Source organism: Nonomuraea sp. 3N208 (assembly GCF_052245935.1).
Lineage (GTDB): Bacteria > Actinomycetota > Actinomycetes > Streptosporangiales > Streptosporangiaceae > Nonomuraea.
Genome location: NZ_JBQQBR010000044.1, coordinates 74,017 through 95,389, shown reverse-complemented (window position 1 = coordinate 95,389; position 21,373 = coordinate 74,017). Strand labels below are relative to the sequence as shown.

Annotated in this window: 6 protein-coding genes and 2 pseudogenes; 4 read left to right on the top strand and 4 right to left on the bottom strand. The window is 69.2% G+C overall.

Annotation, left to right across the window (positions count from 1 at the left end):
• The first annotated feature begins 45 nt into the window (after window positions 1-45).
• Both ACTWPT_RS47185 and ACTWPT_RS47180 read left to right on the top strand, forming a co-directional pair.
• On the top strand, window positions 46-1,176 hold the full coding sequence (locus ACTWPT_RS47185) for an AAA family ATPase (protein WP_443184073.1): 1,131 nt from the start codon (window positions 46-48) through the stop codon (window positions 1,174-1,176).
• Window positions 1,176-1,889, top strand: coding sequence for an RloB family protein (locus ACTWPT_RS47180; protein WP_443184072.1), 714 nt, complete (start codon window positions 1,176-1,178; stop codon window positions 1,887-1,889). Before ACTWPT_RS47185 ends, ACTWPT_RS47180 begins: the two co-directional genes overlap by 1 nt.
• A gap of 253 nt (window positions 1,890-2,142) precedes the next feature.
• On the opposite strand, the pseudogene ACTWPT_RS47175 reads toward ACTWPT_RS47180, so the two are convergent.
• The 3 genes and pseudogenes from ACTWPT_RS47175 to ACTWPT_RS47165 all read right to left on the bottom strand — a co-directional run.
• Window positions 2,143-3,255 (bottom strand): annotated as a pseudogene (locus ACTWPT_RS47175) (YbfB/YjiJ family MFS transporter); the annotation flags it as partial.
• Window positions 3,256-3,793: 538 nt separating this feature from the next.
• On the bottom strand, window positions 3,794-4,483 hold the full coding sequence (locus tag ACTWPT_RS47170) for a type 1 glutamine amidotransferase domain-containing protein (protein ID WP_443184071.1): 690 nt from the start codon (window positions 4,481-4,483) through the stop codon (window positions 3,794-3,796).
• A 74-nt stretch (window positions 4,484-4,557) separates the two neighbouring features.
• Window positions 4,558-5,163 carry a TetR/AcrR family transcriptional regulator gene (locus tag ACTWPT_RS47165; RefSeq protein ID WP_443184070.1) on the bottom strand — a complete coding sequence of 202 codons (606 nt, stop codon included), beginning with the start codon at window positions 5,161-5,163 and terminating at the stop codon, window positions 4,558-4,560.
• A gap of 677 nt (window positions 5,164-5,840) precedes the next feature.
• On the opposite strand from ACTWPT_RS47165, the pseudogene ACTWPT_RS47160 reads away from it, so the two are divergent.
• Both ACTWPT_RS47160 and ACTWPT_RS47155 read left to right on the top strand, forming a co-directional pair.
• Window positions 5,841-6,256 (top strand): annotated as a pseudogene (locus ACTWPT_RS47160) (YciI family protein).
• Window positions 6,256-7,482, top strand: a complete 1,227-nt coding sequence (locus ACTWPT_RS47155) for an RNA polymerase sigma factor (RefSeq protein WP_443184069.1) — start codon at window positions 6,256-6,258, stop codon at window positions 7,480-7,482. Before ACTWPT_RS47160 ends, ACTWPT_RS47155 begins: the two are co-directional and overlap by 1 nt.
• A 464-nt stretch (window positions 7,483-7,946) precedes the next feature.
• On the opposite strand, the gene ACTWPT_RS47150 is transcribed toward ACTWPT_RS47155, so the two are convergent.
• Window positions 7,947-21,272: a Tc toxin subunit A-related protein gene (locus ACTWPT_RS47150; protein WP_443184068.1), complete on the bottom strand. Its 13,326-nt coding sequence runs from the start codon at window positions 21,270-21,272 to the stop codon at window positions 7,947-7,949.
• Window positions 21,273-21,373 lie beyond the last annotated feature (101 nt).

The window sequence follows — 21,373 nt, the reverse complement described above, 5'->3', positions numbered from 1 at the left end:
AACCAAGGGGCAAGGCGCTCTGCCGGTCTCGCCGAAGATCCCGACTTGACCTACCTGCCGGCGACCGCGATCTACGGCTCGAACGCGTCCGGCAAGTCGAACGTCCTGCATGCCATCCGCTGGATGCGGCAGGCCGTCCTCAACTCCGTCCATGGGTGGTCCGCTCTTGACGGCATCCCCCGCGAGCCGTACGAACTGGACCCGACCGCCCGCACGGACACTTCCCTTTTCGAGGTCGACATTGTTCTCGGCGGTGACCGGTACATCTATGGCTTCGAGGTCTCCGACGAGCAGGTCGAGACCGAATGGCTGCATGCATATCCAGGCGGTCAGGCCCGTCGGCAGGTCTGGTTCGAACGCGACACCGACACCGCCGAGCCCTTCTCCTTTCCCGGTGAAGGACTCAAGGGGCCCAAGGAAAGCCTTGTCTCCCAGACCCGTCCCAACGCGCTGTTCCTGACCGTCGCCGCAGCCTTCAACCAGCCCCATCTCAAGCCGATCCACGACTGGTTCCGGCACAACCTCTGGTGGATCAGCCCAGGGCGCGACTTCGAAGACCGCCAGAGCTTCACGCGCAAAATGCTCGACGACCCGCACCAGCGGGATCGCATCATCGGACTTCTCAAAGTCGCCGACCTCGGCGTCGTGGGAACCGAGATCGACAGCCTGACCGGCGAGCTCCGGCTCGTGCACCAAGGGCCCCACGGCCCTGTCGCGCTGAGCTATGACCGGCAGGAATCCATGGGCACCCGATCCTGGTTCGCCTTCCTCGGCCCTCTCCTCACCACCCTGGACCACGGGGCGGCTCTCCTCGTCGACGAACTCGACACCAGCCTGCATCCCCTCTTCGCCGCCGAAGTCCTCCGGCTCTTCCAAGACCCGGCTGCCAACCCCAACAACGCGCAGCTGGTGTGCACGGTCCACGACGCGACCCTGCTGGGCCGCACGCACCTCTTCCAGCCGTTGGAACGGGACCAGGTCCGCATCACCGTCAAGAACCGGGACGGCGTCTCCGAGATCTATCCGCTGACCGACGCCCGTCCTCGCAAGACCGAGGCCCTCGACCGCAACTACCTGGCGGGCGCGTACGGCGGCGTGCCCAGGCTGACCGTCGGCGAGATCGCAGAGACGCTCGCCGGCCCACTCGCGGAGCCGTCAACGGAGGTGCACGCCTGATGGCCAAGCGCGGGGCACCCGGTGGAGCCACGCCTCCGCGTCCAGGTGCGGGCAGCCCCAGAAAGAACAAAGTCCTGTTCATAGTCTGCGAAGGGCAGACCGAGCGGAGCTACTTCCACCATCTCAACCACCGTTATGGAGCGGAGCACAACTTCCAGATCCAGCTCACACCACGCAAGGTCACCGAGGGGCAGCAGTTCAACGGCTACAAGCCCGTCCCAGCGGTACGAGAGGCGATACGGCTCAAGAATTCCACGAAAGGGATCAAGAACACGGTGTTCTGGGCGGTCTTCGACCGTGACGAGAACGAGGACCTCTACGAGGCGTTTCGCCTTGCCCGCCAGAACGGGATCAACGTCGCCTTCTCCCACCCGCACTTCGAGCTCTGGCTCTGGCTCCACCTCGCATCAGGCCCACCTGGAAGGCTCGGCGGGGACCGTACGGTGATCCCGGCGAAGCTTCGAAGGATCAAGGAATTCGCGGACTTCGTCAAGCTCGTCGAGCCGCATCATTTCGAGGAGCTGATCAAGGAAGGTCGGCAGGCGACAGCCGTCAAACTGGCCCAGCACCTCGTGGCCGACTGCCCAAGCGGACGCTGCGCACCCGCACCAGAACCCGGTGCGTCTGGCCACGCTCCCAACTGCGACATCCTCCTACGCGATCCCTCAACCGACGTCTACCGCATCCTCGAGGTCCTCGGGATCGTCTCCTGACACAACAGGAGATCGAGAGCATACGAACTCGGCCCTATCGGATTTGGTGTTACCCGTCGGTCGGCATGAGCATGAGTTGACTACCGATCCACCGGAGGGTTGAAGTTGTATCCCGCCCTTGGTGAGGATCTGGCGGCACTGCGTAGCCCTGGAGCGCCAGTCAGCCGCGTTCTGCTGCCGACCTTGAACGACCGGACATATCAGCGGTTGTGATGAGCGACTGTCCAAGCAGTCGGAGAGCAAGGGCGTGGACCTATGGCGCGTCCCGCGTCAGGCGGGACGGCTCGGTCATGTTGCCCACTTGGTGCGGGAATCGGACTCTGAGCGCTACGGCGGCCAGAGTAGCGGCCGCCACGATCATGCCCCCCAGCAGCAATGGTGCTGAGTAGCCGGTGCCCAGCAGAGGCTGGGAGACCAGTGGCCCGATTATCTGCCCGATCCCATAGCCGGCGGTCAACAGCGCCACGGCCCGGGGCAGCTGAAGATGCTCGCCGAGGGCCACTGCCAGGGAGCTGATCCCCACGAATGTGCCGCCGAACGCAACCGCCGCGACCAGCGCGCTGACCTCGCCGGGAACCAGTCCGGCCAGGGCGATCCCGACGGCCTGGAGCATCAGTGCCAGAACCAGCAGGGTGGGTCGGCTCCACCGGCGTGCCAGGGCCGTCCACAGTGCCGAGCCGGGTATGGCCGCCAGGCCGACGACCACCCAGGCGCCAGCGCCGATCCGGCCCGGAGCGGCCTGGGTGACCGATGCGACGAGGAAGGTCCCCGCGATGATATAGCCGATGCCTTCGAGGGTGTAGCTGAGCGCCAGCGCGACGAACCAACGGTGTGTACGCGTTCGGCCCTCCATCGCTCCGGCCGCCGGCGGAGCTGCGGGGGCCAGCTTCCATGAAGCCGCGCCCAACAGCAGCGTGAGGGCGGTTGCGATCCACCACGCCGTACGCCATGTCGAGACGTCACGGACTGCCAGGACGAGCAGTCCCGAGAGCACGATCCCCGCGCCGATCCCGCCGAATCCCCAGCCGGCAAGGTGTGGGGCCAACCGGCGCAGCCCCGAGAGCAGCGCCCCGACCGCGTACACGAAGATGATCGCACTCGTGACCCCCGCGACGAAGCGCAACCCCGACCAGACTGCGGCGTCCCAGGTCAGTGGCATCAGGGCAAGAGCCGCGGTCAGCACGATCATCGATACCCGCATCCACGGGCGCGAGCGGACCAGCCGAGGCGCGACCATACCGGCCAGCGCACCGACGAGATAGCCGACGTAGTTCGCTGTCGCCAGGTTCGCACCGCCGGAGGCCGAGAGGCCGGCCTCGTCCTGCATCAGCGGCAGGATCGGGGTGTAGACGAAGCGGCCGATCCCTGTGCTCGCGGCAAGCGCCCTGGACGGCTACCGCCCACGGTGCGGGCCCGAGGGATGGGCGCTCACCGGCCTGTTCGAGAGTGGCAGGCTGTCCAGGGGCGAGAGTCACGAAAAGTTCTACCTTTCAAGAGGGTCTGGGCACGTTGCGGCCAGTCGGGCGGCAGTGTCCTCGACGCCAGGTCCGCGGTGGCACTGAAATACCGTTCACGGTGCGCTGGGGCTTGATGTTGTTCTCCTGCAGGCGGCCGGCCGGGTGGTCTCAGCGGCTCTGGGAGCCGTCGACGCCTTCGACGATGGACACGCGGTAGTCCGAGCTGGCCTGGCGGTGCGGACTACGCCAGGCCGGCCGGGCTGTCGTGTCACGCCCGCGTGTCCGGAATGTCGGAAGCGATGGATCAGTACTCCGTCGAAAGCCGCGTCTTTCAGGGCTCGATGACCTGGCATCCGACGACCGGTGTCACCGGGCGGCCCACCTGGGCCGCGCAGGGGGACTCGGCCGGGGCGATCAGGCGCTCACGGAGAATGACCACGTACGCGCTTACGCGGCGGCCGTGGTGACCAGCTTGATGAGGGCGTCGGCCGCCGGGGCCGAGGAGGCCGGGTTCTGCCCGGTGATCAGGAGACCGTCCTGCACGACGTAGGGGTTCCAGTCGCCGGCCTTGGAATAGACGCCTCCCAGGTCTTTGAGCTCATCCTCGACCAGGAAGGGGACGACCTCGGTGAGCTGGACCGCCTCCTCCTCGGAGTTGGCGAACCCGGTGACCTGTTTGCCCCGCACCAGCGGCGTGCCGTCCTCGTTGACCGTGTGCCGCAGGACGCCGGGGGCGTGGCACACCAGAGCGAGCGGCTTGCCCGAGCGCAGGGTCGTCTCGATCAGCCGCGCGGAGTCGGTGTCCTCGGCCAGGTCCCAGAGCGGGCCATGGCCGCCGGGGTATAAGACCGTGTCGAAGTCGTCGGCCGAGACCGAGTCCAGACGCACGGTGTCCGCCAGCGCCGCGGTGGCCTCCGGGTCGGCCTCGAAGCGCCGGGTCTGGTCGGTCTGGAAGTCGGGTTCGTTGCTTTTCGGGTCCAGCGGCGGCCGGCCGCCTTGGGGCGAGGCGAGCACGATCTCCCAGCCGGCCTCCTTGAAGCGGTAGTACGGCGCCGCCAGTTCCTCCAGCCAGAACCCGGTCTTACGGCCGGTGTCCCCCAGCTTGTCGTGCGAGGTGAGAACGATGAGAACCTTCATGACTTTCCTTAAGTAGTAGACCGGTCGTCTAGTGATGGACAAAAAGTGCTCCACGCCCCGGCCGGGCGTGAAATTCAGGAACCCTGCAGGTGCAGGAGCCGGCGGGTCGCCGCCAGGGTGGTGTCCATGGGCGCGAGATTGCGGTGGATCTTGACCATGACACTCGTGCCGAGCCACATGTCATACAGGACCTGGGCCACGGCGCGGGGGTGGTCACCGTCGATCGAGAGCGAGCCGTCCTCAAGGCCAGCGGCGATCGTCCGCTCGATACGGTCGACGACCGCGTCCGTGCCCTCCTTCAGAGCCAGTCGCATCGACTCCGACAGGTCGGCCACCTCAGCGCCGAGCTTCACAGCAAGGCACTTGCCCTGACACTCATCCACGCTCTGCGTCTGCCGCCACTGCTGCCAGTAGGCCATCAAACGCTCGGCGGCCGACTCGCCGGACCGCGTGAGGATGCGGTCCATGTCGGCGATGTAGTCCGCGAAGTAGCTCTTCAGCATCGCCTCACCAAAAGCGTCCTTCGAGGAGAAGAAGTGATAGAAGGAGCCCTTCGGCACACCGGCCTCCGCGAGCACCTCGCTTAGGCCGACCGCGGAGTAACCCTTGTGGGCCATGATCCGCTGGGCGGCGTCGAGGATGCTCCGGCGGGTGTCGGTGCTGCGCGTGGTGACCGGCATGTCAGTGACCATAGCATCGAGTAGACCGGTCGTCTAGTAGCGCCAACCTCAACAACGCGCAACTGGTGTGCACGGTCCACGACGCGACCCTGCTGGGCCAGCGGAGGACATGAAGGAGCCGCGCTCCACTGTCATGCCAGCTCCGTCATGGTTTCGCACCTGTACGGGCGAACCGGCTACGCCCATCACCTCCCATAGGCCGACTGGCAGAGTTCGATACGTGGCCCCTTCAAATACGTCACGGTGGCGCGCCGATTGCGACGGCCGCGCCCGGCATCGAACGGATCTCCGCTCGCGCATAGTGACGAACCATGGGAGGCCGGCCACGCGTTGTCTGCGGCATGAGAGTGCGCCGCGGGCGAAACGCCGCTGAAGATTCCCGTCGCTCTCTCTTCAGCCCGGTAGCGGAAAGAAGTCACTGAGCGCGTTCCGAGTGCTCTTCCCCAGATCTGTGTGAGCGTCGCCGCCTTCCAAAGATGCGACGATAAGCTTTCTGATCAGCAGGGCGTCCGCGTCAGGCATCACTCAGGGGCCGCTCTGACGGGCGAAACGCGGGTCGGACGGATCGGCTGCATCGCGGCGAGAGATTTCTTCGGGACTGTGTCGATCCGCGGGCCGCTCGTTCGACCTGTGGGTGCGAGGGCCGAGAGGCGGCCCCGCCGGACGAGGAGAACGCGATGCCGAAGTACCTGCTGATCATGCGGGGCACCGACGAGTCGAACGCGGCCATGATGGCCAACATCGACGAGATGATGGCCACGACCCGCCAGTTCATCGAGGAGATGGTCAAGGCCGGCGTTCTCCTCGCGGCGGAAGGGCTGGACGATCCGCGCAAGGGCGTCGTGGTCGACTTCAGCGGCGAGGCCCCGGTGGTCACGGACGGGCCGTACGGCGAGACCAAGGAACTGTTCGGGGGCTTCTTCCTGCTCGACGTCGCCTCGAAGCAGGAGGCGGTCGAGTGGGCCAAGCGGGTCCCGGCGGCCCCCGGGTCCAAGATCGAGGTCCGGCGGGTGCCCGGGAGCGACGAGGTCCCGCAGGTCGGCGAGTGATCATCAAGGACGGGGCCGGGCGCGAGAGCAACGGCCGGATCTGATGGGTACGGCCGATGTCGAGGCCGTCTGGCGGATCGAGTCGGCGCGGATCGTCGCCGCGCTGACCCGGTTCACCGGCGATTTCGGGCTGGCCGAGGACGCGGCCCAGGAGGCGGTGGCCGAGGCGCTGGTGTCGTGGCCGCTCGCCTCTCCGGCCAGTCCGGCCGGCTGGCTGATGGCCACGGCCCGGCGGCGGGCGATCGACGCGATCCGCCGCCGGACCGCTCTTCAGGACCGATACGCCCTGCTGGCGGCGGACTTGGCGGTCGACTCGGCGGTTGACGAAGAAATCGACCCCGACAAGATCGACGACGACGTCCTGGCGCTGATGTTCGTCAGCTGCCACCCGGTGCTCTCCCCGGAGGCCCGGGTGGCGCTGACCCTGCGCGTGGTCGGCGGCCTGTCCAGCGAGGAGATCGCCCGCGCGTTCCTCGTACCCGTGCCGACCGTGCAGGCCCGCATCACCCGGGGCAAGAAGACGATCGCGGCGGCCGGGGTGCCGTTCGAGCTGCCGCCGGCCGCCGAGCGCCGGGAGCGGCTGGGCGGCGTGCTCAGCGTCCTTTACGTGATCTTCACCGAGGGGTCGACGGCCACGTCGGGCGACCGGCTGCTGCGCCCCGACGTCGCGTACGAGGCGATCCGGCTGGCCCGCACGCTGGCCGCGCTGCAGCCGGACGAGCCGGAGGTGCACGGCCTGCTGGCGTTGTGCGAGCTGACGGCCGCACGCTTCCCGGCCCGGACCGGCCCGGACGGTTCGCCGGTCCTGCTCGACGAGCAGGACCGGCGGCGGTGGGATTTCTCGGCGATCCGCCGTGGGCTGGACGCGCTGGCCAAGGCATCGACTCGCGGCCTCGGCCCCTACGGCCTGCAGGCCGCGATCGCCGCCACCCACGCGTCGGCGCCCTCGGTCGAGGCGACCGACTGGGACCGGATCGTGGTGCTCTATGAGGCACTCGGCCGGGTCGCACCCTCGCCGGTGGTCGAGCTCAACCGGGCCGTCGCCGTGGCCATGGCCTCGGGTCCGGCGCAAGCTCTGGCCATGGTGGACGAGCTGATCGCCTTGGACCGGCTCCCCGGTTCGCATTTGGTTCCGACCGTACGCGGTGAGCTGCTGGCCCGGCTCGGACGGCGACCGGAAGCGCGCGCCGAGCTGGAGCTGGCGGCCAGGCTGTGCGCCAACCAGCGCGAACGCTCAGTGCTGCTGCGCAAGGCGGCCGCGCTGGGCTGACTTCTCCACCGACTACGAGCAGCAGATCACCGCTAGAGTGCTGCTCGCCGCATAACCACCGGTGTCCACGTCCGCATAGGCGCCAGCCAGCCTATCTCCATTTGCATCGAGCCCCTGGCCGTAGGGCCGAAAGCAGCCACAGACCCGTGACATCGCCTTTGAGCTCTGGCCGCCCGCCGAGCCCGACGACGTGGCGGAATGCGTGTGCCCACGCGGCCGGTCGGACTCCGGAGGGGCAGGGTCACTGGCGCTGAGCGGGCGGCGATCCACGCCGACGTGATGAGCGACGTCGCGACGGCGGCGGAGGCCCGGAGATCGATGCCCGGGGTGTCGTCATGGACGCGGTCGCCGCGACGGTGGTGGTCGGTCGGGTTTCTTGGTCCGGACGTGCCGGGGGCACGGCGTCGGGACGCGGCATGGCCCGTGCCCCCGACCAGGACTGGCCGGGGGCACGGGAGACCCCGCTAGCGGGCGCGGTAGGACAGGATCAGGCCGAGACCCTCGAGAGCGGACTTGTCGCCTTCCAGGACCAGACGCCAGGTCCCGGCGGTCAGGCCGGGGGTCGGCAGGAGCTTGCCCTCGTTGAGGGTCAGGCGTCGTTCGCCGTTGAGGAGGAAGCGGGCCGAGCCGTTGCCGGCCGGCGAGTACAGGGCGTACACGCCGGTGATGGCGCGGCCGGTCATGCCGGGGAACATGTCCGGGGTGAACGGGAGGGTCAGCGTGTCGTCGGAGCCCTCGACGAACGTTGACCACTCTTCGGGGAACTCCGCCGGGATGTCGCAATAGCGAGCCGTGGCATAGGGCTTGAGCATGCCCTTGACCGCACCGGCGAAGAGCTCACCGCCCTGTTCGGCGGAGTACTTCACGGTGATGGTGACGTCCAGGAGTTGCGGGGCGCCGCCGGAGGGCAGCTCCAGGCGCCACCGGGAGACCGCGCCGGTGCCCTCGAAGGGAAGGTAACGGTCGTCGTCGTAGCGAAGCTCGAAGAGGCCGTTGTTGTCCTTGTACTCCTCCAGGTCCGACAGTGCGATCTGCTGGCCGCCGCGCCAGTCGGCGCGCAACGTCGCCGGCATCGGGCCCTTGGGGTCGAGGAGGTACTTGATGGCCTTGGGATCGGCCGCGAGCACCGTCCTGCTGTCCAGCTGGGTCAGCACGGCGTTGAGACCGACCGGCCCCTCCTGGCCAGTGAAGGTGACCGACACCGTCTTGACGCGCCGACGGTAGTGGCCGGGGAAGTCGCGGTCGAAGAGGGCCTCGGTCAGGGCAAACTCGCAGCGGCCGGTGGTGCGGAGGCTGAGCGCGGCCACCGGGTCCAGCGCTAGCAGCGACACCTTCTTGATGATCTCCAGGCCGCGGCGGTCGCTCTCGAGCCAGGCCTTGCCCAGCCGCTCCAGGTCCAGCCCCAGGCTTTCCGCAGCGAGCAGGCCGTTGCGCCGGCTCTCCCAGTAGAGCGGCTGGATATAGTCGGCCTCCCCCTCGGGGACGCCCCGCTCGTACTGGAAGGACCGTTGCGCAGCGCGCGCCATGTCGTACGCCATCGAGTAGGTCTGGAAGTACAGCCCGGCCAGCCGCCCCGACATCCACTGGTACAGCTGGAGGTTGGTGAACTTGCCGGTCATGAAGGCGCCGACGGCCTCCAGGTTGGCGATCTGCTGATCCAGGATCTCCAGCTCGCGCTGGGCGGCCTTGAGCCGGAGCTCGGCGGCCTTCACCTGGTGGCCGAGCTGCTCCACGTCGTTGCGGGCGAGGGCGAGCTGGAAGGCCCAGTCGCTCGCCATCCGCTCCTGCTCGGCGCGGATGCCGAGCAGCTCGCCGATGACATTCAGCGCCTCGGCCGCCGACGACGAGGCCTCGCCGCCGTGCTCCAGGGCCTCCGTCACCTGCTCGCGGCCCAGCTTGGTGCCCGTGATGAACAGGCCCAGCAGGACGTCCGGCAGGCCCGAGGCGATGGCCGCGCCGGCCTGGAAACCGGTCGCGACGACGTGGGCGACGACCGCCGCGGACATCATGCCGAGCTGCGCCTGCTCCAGCGGTGTCAGCCCGGCGGCGATCAGCCCCTCGTAGTGGTCGACCCGGTTCAGCGCGCCCTGCTCGCTGACCTGCACCTCGCTCAGGCCCTGGGCGGCGATCTCCACCTCCGCCTCGCGCACGGCGCGGGTGAGGGCCAGGATCGTGCCCTCGTGCCGGTTGTTGAGCAGCGCCAACTCCTCGGAGTCGCGGCGCTCCAGCACGCTGAGCAGGTCGCCGCCGAACTGCCGCAGCTTGTCCACCAGCTCCTGCGCCTTGCGGAAGACGGAGGAGAAGCGGTGGTGCGGCACCGGTATGGTCGCGGCGGCGGCGAGCCGGTCGAGCAACGCTCCCGCCGCCGCGCCGCGCACCAGCGCCATCACGTCGGCCGGCGGCTCGAACAGCGGCAACGGCCGGCTGACGCCCATGATGTCGAGCGAGGCCCGGATCTTGCGCAGCCGGTCCTCGACGCGGTCCCAGTACTCCAGGAACACGCCGTTGGCGGGGACGTGGAAGTACGGTCCCGCGACGCTGGCGTGCACCTCGCCCGCCTTTTCCAGCATCGCGCCGCCCGCGGTGAGCTCGGGGAGCCCGTCGTCCTGGGGCGCCCGGCGCAGCCCCTCGTAGGTGAGCGCGGGCGTGAGGGCTCGCGGGCCGAGGTCCTCGGGCGGCCGCTCGCCGAGCAGGTCGTAGGCGAAGATGTAGAGCATCCTGGCCTCGTCGACGCTCTCGGCGGTGTACTGCCTGAAGAGCAGGTCACCCCAGTCGAGCAGGTTGTCGACGTACGCCATCACGACCGCGCGCCGGTAGGCCGACGGACGCAGCTCGGCGATCGCGTGCGGGTCGAAGGGATCCTCCAGGTACGCCTCCAGCAGCGCGGCCCGGTCGCCCATGAGATCGTACTGCTGGCGCAGCCGGCCGACCATGGCGATGCGTTCCAGCAGGCCGTTCAGCGCCGGCCCGCCCTCCGGCGGCGCCTCCAACGCGTTGAGCGCCTCCTCGATCGGCGGCAGTCCGGCAGTCGACGGCCCGCCGGTCGGTAGCTCGGCGAGGTAGTCCTTCTCGGTCTCGCTTAGCTCGCGCTGGTGCTGGAAGGCGGGGGCCATCGGCTCCACCTTGACCAGGATCTCCTCCAGGTCGGCGGCCGGCTTGCTCACGTCGGCCCCTCGGCCGGCGAGCTCGGCCAGGTCGTCGCGGCAGCTCTGGACCAGCGCCCCGACGTCCGCCGCCAGGAACGGCAGGAAGCGCCAGTATCGCGGCATGGTGGGGTCGAAGACGTACTCGTACCAGGTGCGCGCGTCGTCGAAGCGCTGGGCGGCGTTGAGCGCCTGGGCGATGAGCGTGGGGGCGTGGAAGAAGACCTCCCAGTAGTAGATGCCGTTGCCGCTGTTGAAGTCCAGGTGCGTGCCGGCCGGCACGCCCTGCTCAGCGGTCGACTCGGTGACCATGATCGTGGTGGCGTCGGAGACCCGCGTGCTGAAGGCCGGCAGCTCGTCGATCTCTTGGATGTCCGGCGCGAGCAGCGCAGGCACGCCGCCCTCCAGCAGCGCCTTGTTGAGCCTGTACGCCGTGCTGGAGGTGAGCCTGATGACCTCGTGCGGCAGCGCGGCGATCTCGTACGGCCGCTGGACCTTCACCGACGAGGGGTATGTGATGTACGTGGAACCGAGGAACAGGTAGAGGTCGGTGCTGTCGAGCACGCCGTCCAGCCCCTCCTCCCAGCCGTCGGGCAGGCCGCGCCAGTTGCCGCTGACCGGGGAGAACTCCGCCGCGGTCGTCGGCTCCTCGCCGGGCCGCAGCACCGTGTAGTCCTGGTCGCTGAAGACGTAGCGCAGGCCCGAGCGCTGGAAGACGGCCCGGATGCGGCGGCTCATGGGCTTGGGATAGCCGGGATCGGCCAGAGCGGCCACGACGCCGTCCTTGAGCGTGTAACGGACGTACTCGAGGTTCCTGGCGAGGAACAACGTGGCGTCCTCGCCGTCGTCGCCGGCGACGACGTAGGCCGCGTCGACGCCCTCGTCGGTGATGGCCGTCCTGGCCACGCCCAGGGTCTTGATGGAGGACGGCTCGCTCTGGACGTATTCCCTGGAACCGTTGCCGGATTGTCCCCGGCCCCTGCCGGATTCCTCGCGGGTGATGGACAGGTAGGTGTGGGTGTCGTTGTTGAAGAAGTAGACGCTCTCGCCGTGACGGAAGGGGGCGCTGACGGGGCCGGACTGCGGCAGGCCGTCCTTGTTGCCCGTCAGCTGGATCGTGCGCTCGTTCTGGCCGTCCCAGCGCCGGTAGGAGTCGCCGTTCACGACGAAGACCTCGTCGCCACGGAAGAGGACCGCCCCCACTTGCGTGTTGCCGGTCGCCCATGGCGGCTGGAAGGCCTCCAGGGAGTTGCCGGGACGGGTCCGGCGCACCCACACGCGCTGTTCGGCCGAGTGGTAGTACTCCACGCCGTCCGCGTCGACGGCGGCGGCGTCCACCTTGTCCCACTGCGGGAAACCCTCTTTGTTGCCGTCGATCAGCTTCGGATAGCCCACGTCGATCCTGCCGAAGGGGTCACCGGAGTAGCGGTAGTAGTACTCGCCGGAGAACAGGTAGAGGAACCCGTCCTTGACGATGGCCGCGTCGGCCTCGGCCTTGTCGTCGTACAGGGCGGTGGGGACGTGTCCCCACCGTTCGGCCGTCGGCGGCTTGCTGAGGCGGGTGGCGGTCGTCCGTGTCGCGGAAACCTCCACGTAGTAGGGACCGGAGCCGTTCTCGCCGGTGTTGTTGAAGAAGTACCTGACACCGCCGGGCAGCTCGACGGCGGCGTGGATCGGGGACCACGCCGGCAGCTTGTCAGGATTGCCGCTCAGCTGCTGCGGCTCCTCCCCAATGCCCTCCGGGGCGATCGGCCGACACAGGAAGCTGCCGCCCTTGTGGTCGACGCTCATCCACGCGTCGCTCTCGGCGCCGGTCGGCATGGCCAACTGGACGACCTTGGACGCATCGATGGGCTCGTTGAAGATCTGCTCCAGCCGGGACGGCCGCACCGGCGCGGGCACCCCCTCGGCGCGGATCGCGTACAGCTCGGGGGTCAGCGCGAACGCCGACTGCACCTTTTCCGGGCCGTTCGGCCTGGCGACCGTGTACGTGCAGGTGATCAGGATGGTGTCGTGCGTGCCGCCGTCCGGCACCGGCACGGTGGCGGACGCCTGGACGTACAGGCTGACGCCATCGACGGGCGCGTCCTGCACGTCGTCCAGGGGCAGGACCTGCACGGGCACCCATTCGCCGTTGAGGTTGCGGAAGGAGTAGTTGACGCGCACCCGGTACTTGGGCGGCGGCGGGGTGAGCGTACGGTTGTCGCCGCTCTGCTGCTCGGTGAGCGTGGTCTGGGCGCCGGGCTCGGGCGCGACCGCCTCGGCCGTGGGCCAGAAGACGAAGATGCGGCCGAAGGCGTGCACCGGGTAGACGATCTCGGCCTCGACCTGCGCGTCGACCTTCAGCCACGGCTCCCAGGTGGCCGACAGGCGCCCGTCGTCCCTGAACTCCGCCTCGCGGCAGTAGTAGCGCCTCGGCTCGGTCCTGGTCCTGCCGAACAGCACCAGCCGCCGGACGCCCGCTTCGGCGCCGTCGGCGCTGTAGACGTAACCGCCGGCGATCGAGAGCCTGGAGACCTCGGTGTACTCGTCGAGGTAGCGCTTGTAGGCCTGCTCCACCTTCTCCTGGGTAATCTCGCCCTGCAGCAAGTCGTCCTCCAGGGCGCGGAAGGCGGGCGTCTTGGAGCCGCGCAGTTCGGGGCGCAGGTAGTTCTCCGGGTAGAGGAAGACCTTTCTGTTGGCCTCCCACAGGCGGTAGTTCTTCAGCCACGCCCACCAGGTCCTGATCCGCCGCCTGGTCTCCTCCGGGTCCCACCCATGCGGGACCGTCACGTGCTCCAGGTCGAGCAGATAGCGGTGCACGTAGAGCTGGGCGGCCGCGATGGCCTCGCGCACCCGCGAGGTGCGGCCCTGACCGCCCATCTCGACGTCGGCCAGTAGCTGGTCGTACAGCTCTCCCGGGGTCCCCTTGGCGATCGAGACGAGGGCGTCGCGCTTGATCACGTTGATCTCGTCATGGACGGCGGCCGACAACGCCTCCCACTCGCCGGTGTACAGGCGTTCCATGATCCCGTAGAGGGCGGTGTTCGCGGCCGCCAGGGCGGGCGGGTCGCCGAAGGCGTGCCGCCACACGTCGGTGTAGAGCGTGGACGGGGCGTCCCCGATCCGGCCGGTGAGCGTGAACAGCTCGACCAGGCGGAGCAGGAACTCGACCTCGAAGCGGTCCTCCTCCTGCCGCACCGGCGCGGCGCTTGCCGCCGCGGCCGCGATGGCCTCGGGTTCGGCGGTCAAGAGCGCGGCGTTGCGCTTGGCCCACCTGATCTCATCGACGTCCCAGCCGAACAGGTCTCCCAGGTAGGCGTACGGGTCCTGCACCACGGTCGGCGGGTCCAGCAGGAAGGCGGGCAGGCCGTCCGGGTGCCGCCGGGCGAGGTCGATGAACCTGGAGATCGTGTGCACGTCGCTCAGCCGGTAGTCGGCCGTGCCGCCCCAGCGGTAGCGGAACCGCTGCGGGTAGGTGCGGTCCACCTCGTGATAGCCGCGGGAGTAGCGTACGTATTCGTCGCCCTTGCACAGGTACGTGCGGCCCTCGAAGACGAAGGCGCCGTCGACGCCCGACTCGAAGCGGTCCGGCAGGTCGCCCCAGTCGTCACGGACGGTACGGGGGTGGCCTTCCTCCACGAACTCGAACGCGCCCGGACGGTAACGGACGTACTGCTCGCCCTTGAAGGCGTACAGCTCGCCGGTGGGCGCGGCGAAGGCGGCGTCGATCAGCCTGTGGCCGGCGTCTGCGAAGGCGTTGCGTACCTTGCCGAACAGGGCGTTGACAGGCTGCGCGGCCGGTTCGCCGACCCGCTGGCAGAGGTTGCCCTTGATCAGGTGGACGGTGCCGGCGGGGCCGGGGGTGCGGAAGGCCGCGTCGAGGCCGTCGGCGAAGTCCGCGGGCGGGTCCTGCATGCGCAGATCGAGGGCGAGGCCGGGGAGGATAGTGCGGGGGTAACCGTCGTCGGCGTACTCGTACTCGGTGCCGGTGTAGCGGACGTACTGGTCGCCGGAGAACAGGTAGGTGTGCGCGCCGGTGACGACCGTCGCGTCCACCTTCTCCCTCTCCACGAGATTGTTCCTGACGCGGCCGAAGACGGCGAGGTCGCGGGTGGTGGTCGCGGCGCGGGAGACGACGTGGCAGGAGCCGCCCGCGAAGAGGTAGGCGGTGCGGCCGTTGGCGATGGCGGCGTCGATCGTGCGGCCGGTGACCGCGTCGTCGAACGACTCCGGCAGGTTGGCGAAGGCCGCCTCGCGGCGCAGATTGCCGACGATCTTCTTTGGGTAACCGGGATCGATGTAACGGTATTCGGAACCGGTGTAGCGGACATACCGGTCGCCGGAGAACAGGAACGTCGTGTCGTCGCCGAAGACGCAGGCGGCGTCGATCCTGGCGGTCGCGTCGTCGGGCACGAATGGGTTGGGCGACCTGCCCCACCGGTCGCGGATGACCGCGAGCGGGGCGAAGTCGTGTCCGTCATGGCGGGAGTACTGCTCGGAGAGGAAGAAGTACGTCGAGCCGTCCGGCGCGGTGAACGCCGTGCGCAGCGCGTCACCGTCTTCCCTGCTGGATTCGAGGATGCGCTCGAAGCCGGGCCAGAGCCGCTCGATCGGGCGCGGATAGGACCAGGCGCTGGCTCTCTCGTCGTACTGCAGGCAGTGCTCGCCGTGCAGCAGGAGCATGGTGTCGCCCGCGAACAGCACCGCGTCGGGCACGGGGCGTCCGAGTATGCGGTACTGCTCGGGCACCTGCCAGAAGCTCTCGTCGGCGAGCTGCGGCTCGCCGTCGGGCTCGGTGTAGTCCGTGCCGGAGTAGACGAGGTAGCGCATGCGGCCTTCCTCGTCGGGCGACTCGAAGACGTACGTCTTCGTGCCGCGGACGTACGCGAGCGCGACGTCGTCCAGGCCGCCCCAGTGCTCGGAGATGAGCCGAGGCTCGCCGTCGATGGTGAGGCCGGGGTTGGGGGCGGCGGTATCGGCCGGGCCAGGGTCGGCGTAGACGACGAACTGATCGCCGCTGAACAGGTATGTCCTGCCGTCCCTGCCGACAAACGCCGCGTCCACCTTGTTGTCCTGATAAATCGTGTTACGCGGCTTGCCCCACTCCTCGGCGAGGAGGTACGGCCTGTTCAGCCGCGTGTTGACGCAGTCCGGCCCCTTGAACAGGTACGTGGTGCCGTCGGCGCCGCGCAGCACGGCGTCGAGCCCGCGGCGGAACTCCGCCGGCGCCGCACGCAGCGACCGGGGCGTACCGGTCTCCTGCGCGAACCCGTGGCCCTCGACGGCCTCGATGCCCGCGCGATGGCGCCAGCCGCCGCCGTCCTCCGCCAGCAGCTTGCCGTCCTCCAGGAACGCGCAGCTCAGCCCGCTCAATGAGGCGTCGTCGTAGCGGCGGTAGAGGCCGTCGGACACGATGTGGCAGCGGCGGCCGCGGAAGAGGTGGACGTTGCGGCGGTCGGCGAAGGCGGCGTCCACACCGTCGAGCGTGACGTCCAGGGCCGCCATCCCGGGCTCCCGCGACAGCGCGGACAGAGCGGCCGGATAGCCGTCCTGCACGTACTCGAGCTCCGTGCCCAGGTAACGTACGTACTGGTCGCCGGAGAACAGGTAGGTGTAGTGGTTGTCCACCTTCCTGCCGTCGATCTCCTCCGTCACGGTCCTGGTCAGCGCGGCGTCCACCAGGCCCGTCCGGGCAATCCTGTTGACCACGTTGCCCCAGTACGCCGGGACGGAGGCCGGGTAGCGGTCGTCGGCCCTGGTGTAGTCGTCACCGGAGAAGCGGATGTACCGGTCGCCGGAGAAGATGTAAGTCCGGCCGTCCTTGCCGACGAAGGCGGCGTCCACCCTGGTGAAGGGCAGCAGGCTGTCCCAGTGGCCATCGATCGTGCGCGGCTCCGACCACCAGCGGTGCCGGGCGTCGGACACCACGAAGCTGTCGCCGGCGAAGAGGTACGTGCGGCCGGTGCCGTCGGTGAAGACCGCATCGATGACCGCGAAGCGGGGGTCGGTGGCCAGCGATGCGGGCAGGTTCCACCAGTTGTCGGAGATCGGCTTGGGGTAGCCGGGGTCCGGGGTGGCGTAGTCCCTGGTGGAGTAGCGGACGTGGAAGTCGCCGCCGTCGGCGTGCACCTGGATGTGCAGCGGGTTCCTGCGGAGCGTCAGCGCGATGCCCTGCTCGGTGCCGACGTGCCACTTCCTGTACTCGTCCGTGCCCTCGGAGGTGACGGTGGCGTTCTCGGCCAAGGTCAGGCCATGCTCCAGGAAGTGGCGGCGCAGCGCCGGCGACAGGCGGCCCTCGTTCAGCTCGGGCTCCTGGGCGAGCGGCACGTCGAACAGGTGGCCGCCCTGGCCGAACAGGTACGTCCTGCCGTCCATCACGAAGGCGGCGCCGACCTTGCGTAGCCCTCCCCAGTCGCCGGCGATCCTGCGCGGGTAGCCGAGGTCGACGACGGCGTAGTCGGCGCCGGAGTAGCGGATGTACCTCTCGCCGCTGAACAGGTAGGTCTTGCCGTCCATGCCCACGAGCGCGGCGTCCACGGCGCCGCCGGCCAGCACGTCGGCGACCTTGCCCCAGCGCTCGGCCGTCGGCTGCGGCACGCCGACGCCGGAGGCGGCGAAGGAGACCGTCCTGCCGTCCTTGAACAGGTGCACCATCCCCGAGACGGGCTCGGTGAAGGCCGCCTCGACGCCGGCGTGGAACTCACCGGGCAGACGGGCGAACTCGGTCTCGATACGCCGCGGATAGCCGTCGTCCACCCGCACGCCGTGGTTCTCCACGCTGTCGGTGTAACGGGACACCTGGTTGGCGCGGAACAGGTACGTCCTGCCGTCGGGGCCGGTGAACGCGCCGTCGAGGCTCTGCGCGCCGTCGAAGGCGTTGCGGATGCGGCCCCACCGGGCGGAGATCGGCTGCTCCTGCCCGCCGATCTCGAAGTAGCGGCCGCCCGCGAACAGGTGGACATGCCCGTCCACGTCCTGAAAGGCCGCGTCGAGCGCCCCGGTGAATGCCTCGGGCAGCGGCGTGTCGTGGCCCTCGGCCTGCCACCATTCGGCGACGCCGCGCGGGTAGCCCTCGTCGACTGTCGTGAAATCGGGGTCCGAGTATCGGATGTACTGGTCGGCGCAGAACAGGTAGGTCCTGCCGTTCTCGTCCACGTACGCGCTGTCGATCCGGCGCGGGGCCTCGAAGTTGTTCCTGACCTTGCCCCACAGCTGGTCACGGGGCGCCCAGCGGATGCTGCCCGGCTCCTTGACGAACAGCCGCGAGACCTCCCGATCGGGGAGCTCGTCACCCTCGTTCCGCTCGACGGCGCGGCCGACGATCCACTCGGCGCCGTCGGGGAAGGCGAAGGCGGCGTCGACCCGGGTCAGCCCGGTGAACCGGGGCGACAGCTCGGTCAGTGCCTTGGACCTGGGGTCGAGCAGGGCGTACGTGTCGGCGGAGTAGGCCCAGTAGACGTCGCCGGCGAACACGTAGATGCGGCCGTCGGAGCTGCGCAGCAGCGCGTCGACGACGTCGACGCCCGGCGGCAGGGCCAGGGGTTCGGGGTATTTGCCGGTCAGGTCCTGGTCGTGGAAGGCGACGGCGACCTCGGTCTCGTCCATGCCGAGCTTGCCGGCCAGCAGCGCGAAGCGGCGGATGCGCTCGTAGGCGGCCTGGAAGTGCGGATCAGACAGTCGCCGGGGGACGGCGATGACCGGCGGGAGGAGGGTCTCCATCGCCTCGGGCAGCCCGCCGGCGACGCCCGCGCAGATCGCCGCGGCGCTTCCCTCGGGCACGCCGAACGCGTCGGCCAGTGCGGAGGTGAGCGCCTCCTGCTGCTGCCCGGCGCGGTTCTCCAGCGTGGCGGTCACCTCCTCGACTGCCTCGGCGAGCGCCACGGCGACCGCGTGCAGCAGGAAGAACACGTCCCGTTCGAAGTCCTCCAGCCCGTGCAGGGCGAAGCTGACGACGTTCGCGGGGTTGGCGAAGAAGGGGACGGCCTCGCGCGGCACGGACAGGCCGTCGGTGAGGTGTCCCTGCGCGATCAGCTTCTCGACGACCAGGCTCTGCTGCTCGTCGTCGAAGCCGAGCTCGCCCAGCGCCTCCAGGTGGATCCGGTACGGCCGCTCGTCCTGCGCGCACTCGGCGACCCGCCGGGCCACGATGCCGGTCTCGGCCGCGGTGAACCCGTCGCCGAGCGTCTCCACCTCGGCGACCGGCCAGCCGTCGCTCAGACAGACGCCCTCCATCGCGGCCATCGCCCGCTGCGCCATCGCCAGGTCCGCGGTCCCGGCGAAGTCCTCGGGGGTGAAGGTGTAAAGCTCGGTCTCGAGCTCGCCGATCTGCCGTTTCACGACGTCGAGCACGGCCTGCCGGTGCGGGTGGAATTCGGGCGGCAGCGCGAAGTCTGCGGACTGGAGCGCGGCCAGCGCCTGCTTGTTCAGATAGCGGCCGTTCTCGTCGATGTAGCCGTTGAAGCGCAGCCCGTCCATCAGTCTGGCCAGCCGCGCCTCGCTGAGCCGCAGCCCCGCGAGAAGCCCGGGGTCGAGGACGAGCGACTCGGCGCGGAAGGCGTCGATGCGCCGGCGCAGCAGGGTGAGCATCTCGGGGGCGACGTCGGACAGGCCGGCGTTGACGCGGAACGCCTCGAGGTTCTCCTCGTCGGCGAAGAACTCCGGATCCTGGATGGCGCCCTCCTCGTCGACGTACCCGTGGTAGATCAGGTTGTCGTACAACTCGTCGAGCTGCCCCTGGGACAGGTTGCCGACCGTGGCCAGATCGGAGGGATAGAAGGACGAGGTGCCGTTGCCGACGCTGTTGATCAGCTTGAACAGCGCCTCCTTGAACGGCATGAAATCCCGCTCCAGGTTCAGCGCATAGTCGGTCTCGGGCATGCCCTCGGTGCCGAGCGTGCCGTCGGCGCGCAGCCGTCCGCTGAGCACGAGCTGCGTGTGGATCTTGCCGGCCAGACGCTCACCAAGCCCCAACCCGATGAGGTCGTCGTCGACGATCATGCCGAGGGAGGTGACCGCCTCGTACGCGGCCACGGCCACCGTGTCGGGGTCGAGGCGCAGCAGCCGGGCGTCGCGTTCCGACACCACTGCGCCGGTGTGGGTCGCCAGCACGTCGTGTACGGCCTGCGCGGCCCGCGGCCCGAAGCGCTCGCCCTCGAACATGGCCGGCTCCATGGCCACCGACTGGAACCGCTGGTCGAGGCCCTCCAGCACCGCGAGCCGGTCATCCCCGCGGGACCCGCCGGACCCGCTGGACCCGCCGGATCCGCCCCCCAGGATCTCGGCCAGTTCCTGGGCGCCGAAGCCACCGTCCTGCATCCATCGGGCGACCGCGAGCAGCGTCTGGGCCAGCCACAGGCCGGAGGCGGGGTCGCCGCCCTCCAAGATGCGGTAGCAGTCCTGCGTCTTCGGCTCGACCCCGCCCAGGAGGGAGAACGTGGAATACCGCCACAGCGACGGGTCGCTCTCCAGCACCCCCAGCAGGTCGAACAGCTCGCCGGCGGACATGCCGAGCGCCGACGTCAGCCTGCCGGTCCGCCGCAGCAGCGCGATCTGCGACGATCCGATCGGAGCGCGGTCGAAGGGGCTCGGCTCCAGGGCGCTGTAGCGGTCGCGGTAGCGCCGCACGGTCTCCATGATGTCGCTCTCGGAGGCCCCAATCCCGATGGCCAGCTTGCGGCGGTACTCCTTGTTGTGCGGGCCGAGGATGTCGCCCGACATCGCGGGCAGTTTCTCGGGCACCGGCTCGACCTCCGCCACCAGCCCGCACACCGCGTCGACGGTGAGGTCGTAGCCCTGCCGCAGATGCACGACGAGCGCGGTGGTCCGCAGCGCGGCCGCGTCGAGCGTGCCCCCGCAGCACGTGGTCAGGACGCGATCGAGGTCGCTGAGGCCGAGCCCGGTCCACCTGGCCAGCCGGACGATCCGGCTGATCCGGTCGTACCAGCCGGAGGTGGCCCCCTGCAGTCGCGTGCCGTCCGGCGACATGGTGACCGGCTCGCTGTCCTGGTTGACGTAGGAGTCCTTGGGCGGCCGTACGAGGTCTTCCGGCTCGCGGAGCAGCTCCAGTAGCTCCAGCGCCGACAGGCCCGTCACCTGCTTGAACCTCTCCACCTCCGCGAGCGAGGCCAGCTGATCCTGCGGTGCGAGCCCGTAGAACGCCTTGATCCGCGCCTCGTCCGCCGGCGACGTCAGATGCGTGACGGCCTCCGCGGACAACCCCAGGAACAGCCGGGCCACCGTGTCGGCGTCGGCCACCGGAGCGAAGATCCGGTAGAGCTCGTCCGGTCCGGTCCTGAGGTGCCGGAGGTAGGTCTTGAACCGCTCCTCGTCCAGCGAGAACGGCATCCCGAACGGGTGCTCCAGCCGCTGCCGCATCCGCTCGTACGGCTGGTCCCCGGCGAGCCTCTCCAGCAGCTCGATGACGATGTCCAGGTAAGGAGACTCGCCGAAGGTGTTCTCCCCGTCCAGGAGGACCCTCTTCAGGTCGGCGCGCCGGTCGTCGCCGAGCAGCGACGGCTGCTCCAGAACGGTCTCGAGCAGCCCCAGGAGATCCGCGAGATAGGCCCCCGGCGAGTAGACCGTCCTGGCCTCGTCCTCCTGCCGGCGATCGAGATTCGTGCCGTCGAACAGTTCCTCGTAGCTCGGGAGCGGCTCGTTGCCCGCCATGCGTCCCCCTCAGAGAAGCCTGTGTAATCCGGACCGACCCCACAGAGCGGTCCACGCCCCCCCAGATACAAGCTCAGAAACGGCGCCACGAATATGGCGAC

Bases quoted from the DNA above. Each gene is read 5' to 3' on its own strand.
- ACTWPT_RS47180 (WP_443184072.1), top strand. From the start codon at position 1,176: ATGGCCAAGCGCGGGGCACCCGGTGGAGCCACGCCTCCGCGTCCAGGT.
- ACTWPT_RS47170 (WP_443184071.1), bottom strand. From the start codon at position 4,483: ATGAAGGTTCTCATCGTTCTCACCTCGCACGACAAGCTGGGGGACACC.
- ACTWPT_RS47165 (WP_443184070.1), bottom strand. From the start codon at position 5,163: ATGCCGGTCACCACGCGCAGCACCGACACCCGCCGGAGCATCCTCGAC.
- ACTWPT_RS47155 (WP_443184069.1), top strand. From the start codon at position 6,256: ATGGGTACGGCCGATGTCGAGGCCGTCTGGCGGATCGAGTCGGCGCGG.
- ACTWPT_RS47150 (WP_443184068.1), bottom strand. From the start codon at position 21,272: ATGGCGGGCAACGAGCCGCTCCCGAGCTACGAGGAACTGTTCGACGGC.